The sequence below is a fragment of the Neisseria sp. P0021.S006 genome (assembly GCF_051956895.1).
Genome location: NZ_JBQCWZ010000086.1, coordinates 1 through 3691 on the forward strand (window position 1 = coordinate 1; position 3691 = coordinate 3691).

Consider the following 3691-nt stretch of genomic DNA (forward strand, 5'->3'; position numbering starts at 1 on the left):
TTGGGTTGTGGTTTTTAGTTTAACATTTGGAGTATGAGAATGCCAAACGCTGGATTTAGTTTTTTAAATATTGCACGCGAAAATGGATTAAGTACTGCTGATGCGATTCAAAATGCTAATAATATTCAGAAATATTTAGCCACGCCTGAAGCAGATAGAAATTCATTGGATGGCCTTGATGCTGCAATCGCAGCCTTATCTTTTGCCGCTACAAGTGCTGCTATGGGAGCTTCTGTAGCCAATGCAGGTCTCTCTGGTAATGCAAATGCAGCTGGTGCTATGTTGACGGGAGCTGCATATCAATTGAATGGGGCAGTTGCTTCAGCTTCTATGGCTGCAACTTATGCATATTTGAAGAGTAGTAGGTATCTTCAAATAAGCGTATAGTTCCAAATATCACAAATCCATCATCACAACCTTAGGAGTTCAAACCATGAAACCTGTTTTGTTTGCCGCGTTGATTTCCTGTTTCTCCGTTGCTGCATATGCGGCCTGTACCGACAGCCAGCAGCAGTGCGTGATTTATAAAAACGGCAACGTCGCGACAGAAGGCGGCTGTACGGTCAGCAAGTGCCAAAGTGCCGATGAGCAAGTGTTGAAATGGAAGCTGAAAAACGGCAAAGGCGTAACCGTGGAGATCGGTAAAAACGGTAAGGTTTTGGTGAACAAGAAACCGGGTGCGAAAGCGAACAACAGCAATGCGTCAGGCATGGGTTTGACATGCTATGCCGCCGATGCGGACAAACGCGAACAGTTTTGCTCAACCAATTATTGATTGGATTGTTGCTTTGATTAAAGGCCGTCTGAAAAGTGTTTCAGACGGCCTTGATGTTTATCCTTCCGATATTTTTTCATTGAGAAAGTCGATAAAGCTGCGCACTTTCGCACTGAGAAATGCCCTGTCGACATAGGTGGCGTTCAGTTGGTCTGTCCAGATGGTGTAATCGGGCAGGAGTTGGATCAATGTGCCGTCCTTCAATTCCTGCTGAACTGCCCAAAGGGGCTGATAGCCTATGCCTGCTCCTGCTTTAATCAGCTCGCGTATCATCAGTGTGTTGTCGCTGCGGATAACCGGGGAGAGATGGAGAATGGCTTTTTCTCCGGTGTGGTTTGGCCGCTGACTTGTCCTTCGTCATCGACTTCTATGGCCTGACGCTGTTTGCTGCCGGCGGTCTGAATAATGGTGGCGTCAATGACGGCGGCGGATGCTTTCTTTACTTTTAAGCCTTTTTCGGTCAGTTGGCGGTTGATCAGTTCCAGCAATTCGGACAGGGTGTCGTCTTACGCCAGCCAATTGCGGTAGCGGCATAAGGTGCTGTAATCGGGGATGCTCAACTCGTCGAAACGGCAAAACAGGTTGAAGTCGATGCGGGTGATGAGGCTGTGTTCGAGTTCGGGATCGGAGAGGCTGTGCCATTGTCCGAGCAGGACGGCTTTGAACATGGACAACAGGGGATAGGCGGGACGGCCGCGGTGGTCTCGAAGGTAACGGGTTCTTTGACGATTCAGGTATTGTTCGATCGGTTTCCAATCAATCAGCTGATCCAACTTCAATAGTGGGAAACGGTCGATGTGTTTGGCAATCATGGCTTGTGCGGTTTGCTGGAAGAAGGTGCTCATGAGAAATCCCCTAAATGTCTTGGTGGGAATTTAGGGGATTTTGGGGAATTTTGCAAAGGTCTCCGCCTGTTAGCCGGGTGTGCCCGCCTACTTGCACATCAAAGCCATCATCACCCGCAAACAATCCGCTTTGTTCGCTCACGCTGCGGTGTTCGGCGTTGATTTTGCTTTGGCTGTAATCGCCTGAGGCGGATGCGCCATAGCCTACGGTTACTTGGGCGCTGATGTTTTGTTGGCGGCTGCGGTAGTCGGCGGTGTCTTGTAGGCTTTCTATATTGAAGTTGGCGGCGCGTACGGTGATGCCTTTGCCTGTTACTTGTGCGCCTTTGATGTTGGTGTTGCCACCGCTCACAATAACGGTGGGACTGCCTGCGCTGCCGACATGGCTGTGGCGGTAGGTGGTTTGTTCGGCACAGGTTAAAACCATATCGGCAGATTATTTCAGGCTGCGTAAACTGCTGGATAGACGCATTTATGAGCTATGTGCCAAACATTTCGGGAAGCAAAATGAATGGCACATTTCTCTGGAAATACTGCATAGAAAATCGGGCAGCATGGCAACGCTGCGCCGTTTTAGGCAGGCGATTAAGGAGTTGGTAGCCAGCAATGATTTACCCGATTACCGACTGACTTATGATGATAAGAAAGATATGTTGAAAGTGCGAAATCGGGATTTGTCTAAATTTCTCAAAAAATCACCATAGGCAGCCTGAAAGCATAAATTGAGGTTTTTCAAGCTGCCTAAATGTGTTTTTTAAAGCACCTATTTTTTATGGGTTGTAAATAATGCTGCACGTCCTTTATAAAAATCCAAGTTAAACAAATCAATATTAAAATGTTTGCAATATTCAGCAACCATATCAACCGTTAATCGCTCCTTTTTGATTCTTTTTTCATAGCTAGCTAAGTTCTCAAATTCAAAAGGTTTTCCGCTTTGTTCAAAAGTTGTTTTACTGGTTTCTTTATGCACCATAATCGTTCTACTTTCTACTGCATATTCTGAGATTTTATTTGCACCATTTCGCCAATGAAACATTACCGCACCAAATTCATCTTTCTTAAAATCTGGAGAAAGATATAAGCTGATATTCTGTATCCCCCATGTTTCGGATAGATAACTAGGTTGGCTAAATACGTCTGTACCACGATATCCATTTTCCATATATAAGCACCATTCAGAAGCAGTCTCTAAAATAATATATTTATTGGGGTATCTCTGCGCAAAAGGTTCCAACATTTTAATTTTATCCGACAAACTTAATTCATCAGATACTTTTTGATGATGTACCGTCCACCCCCATATTAGACCAAGCTCTTGCAATCTTTGCTCAAAGCGTAACACCATCTCATTAAATGGAATTTTAAAGAAACACAAATGAGTGGTATGAGGTTTATGATCTTGTAAAAAAAACTGTGGGTTATTCATAATCAATCTAACGTCCTTAAAATAACAATAGCATCTTTATCATTGCTGAATATTCTATCTGCGTGTGGTATTCCGCGCGATGAAGTGCTTCGATCGTACTCAATATACACTCTTTTACCTGATGGAAGCGTTGCTTGCAAGTCTGGGCGACATATTCCTACACGACAAAAATTTCCATACTGCTAATCTACGTCAGCCCCAAAAACAAAGATTTGTTTTTTTCATTCAACATATCTATCCTAAATACGCCATCACTCCATTGAGTTTTTAATTTGTATTTCGCTCTTGTTAAATGTTTTTCTGTTTGCCGATTTCTTTTGCTAATGTAAAAAATACTCTACCACTCTCATTGGTTAAAGTTTTCAAGTATTCATCAACATCAGTAACATTAATAACAACTGTTTCATTTGTATGTTTATTAAATTCTAAATCAACAATAATATTCCCATTAACCAATATTTCATATATATCTTCTTCTTCAGGCAGCATAGACAAACAATAAGCACTTGAAGCTGAAAACTCTTTTTTCAGATACTGAAGAAGAAAAGTATTTTTAATTAAAACATCATTAAATTCATCTAATGATTGCTTGACTTCTTCCGTTGTCCAATTTTTAACATTATTCTTCATTGTATTCTACCTGGG

Annotated in this window: 5 protein-coding genes and 3 pseudogenes; 3 read left to right on the plus strand and 5 right to left on the minus strand. The window is 42.7% G+C overall.

The window, feature by feature from the left end; genetic code table 11:
• The first annotated feature begins 39 nt into the window (after positions 1-39).
• Together ACTHUM_RS10830 and ACTHUM_RS10835 are read left to right on the plus strand one after the other, a co-directional pair.
• The gene (locus tag ACTHUM_RS10830; RefSeq protein WP_039861883.1) at positions 40-387 is read left to right on the plus strand and encodes a hypothetical protein; all 348 of its coding nucleotides are present in this window, start codon (positions 40-42) and stop codon (positions 385-387) included.
• A gap of 46 nt (positions 388-433) precedes the next feature.
• A complete protein-coding gene (locus ACTHUM_RS10835; protein ID WP_070461105.1) occupies positions 434-775 on the plus strand; it encodes a hypothetical protein in 342 nt (113 codons plus the stop codon).
• A 57-nt stretch (positions 776-832) separates the two neighbouring features.
• Here the strand turns inward: ACTHUM_RS10835 and ACTHUM_RS10840 are convergent.
• The 3 pseudogenes from ACTHUM_RS10840 to ACTHUM_RS10850 all read right to left on the minus strand — a co-directional run.
• A pseudogene (locus ACTHUM_RS10840) lies at positions 833-1102 on the minus strand (LysR substrate-binding domain-containing protein); the annotation flags it as partial.
• Positions 1096-1620: pseudogene (locus ACTHUM_RS10845) on the minus strand (transposase); the annotation flags it as partial. The pseudogenes ACTHUM_RS10840 and ACTHUM_RS10845, both read right to left, overlap by 7 nt.
• A gap of 61 nt (positions 1621-1681) precedes the next feature.
• A pseudogene (locus tag ACTHUM_RS10850) lies at positions 1682-2029 on the minus strand (hemagglutinin repeat-containing protein); the annotation flags it as partial.
• On the opposite strand from ACTHUM_RS10850, the gene ACTHUM_RS10855 reads away from it, so the two are divergent.
• Positions 2019-2324, plus strand: a complete 306-nt coding sequence (locus tag ACTHUM_RS10855; protein WP_107769558.1) for a replication initiator protein A — start codon at positions 2019-2021, stop codon at positions 2322-2324. The pseudogene ACTHUM_RS10850 and the gene ACTHUM_RS10855 overlap by 11 nt on opposite strands.
• Positions 2325-2383: 59 nt before the next feature.
• On the opposite strand, the gene ACTHUM_RS10860 is transcribed toward ACTHUM_RS10855, so the two are convergent.
• Positions 2384-3046 carry a hypothetical protein gene (locus tag ACTHUM_RS10860; protein WP_070460989.1) on the minus strand — a complete coding sequence of 221 codons (663 nt, stop codon included), beginning with the start codon at positions 3044-3046 and terminating at the stop codon, positions 2384-2386.
• A 288-nt stretch (positions 3047-3334) separates the two neighbouring features.
• Positions 3335-3676, minus strand: coding sequence for a hypothetical protein (locus ACTHUM_RS10865; protein ID WP_070645840.1), 342 nt, complete (start codon positions 3674-3676; stop codon positions 3335-3337).
• Positions 3677-3691: the final 15 nt, after the last annotated feature.

Excerpts from the sequence above, each read along its gene's own strand:
- ACTHUM_RS10830 (WP_039861883.1), top strand. The coding sequence starts at position 40 with ATGCCAAACGCTGGATTTAGTTTTTTAAATATTGCACGCGAAAATGGA.
- ACTHUM_RS10835 (WP_070461105.1), top strand. The coding sequence starts at position 434 with ATGAAACCTGTTTTGTTTGCCGCGTTGATTTCCTGTTTCTCCGTTGCT.
- ACTHUM_RS10860 (WP_070460989.1), bottom strand. The coding sequence starts at position 3,046 with ATGAATAACCCACAGTTTTTTTTACAAGATCATAAACCTCATACCACT.
- ACTHUM_RS10865 (WP_070645840.1), bottom strand. The coding sequence starts at position 3,676 with ATGAAGAATAATGTTAAAAATTGGACAACGGAAGAAGTCAAGCAATCA.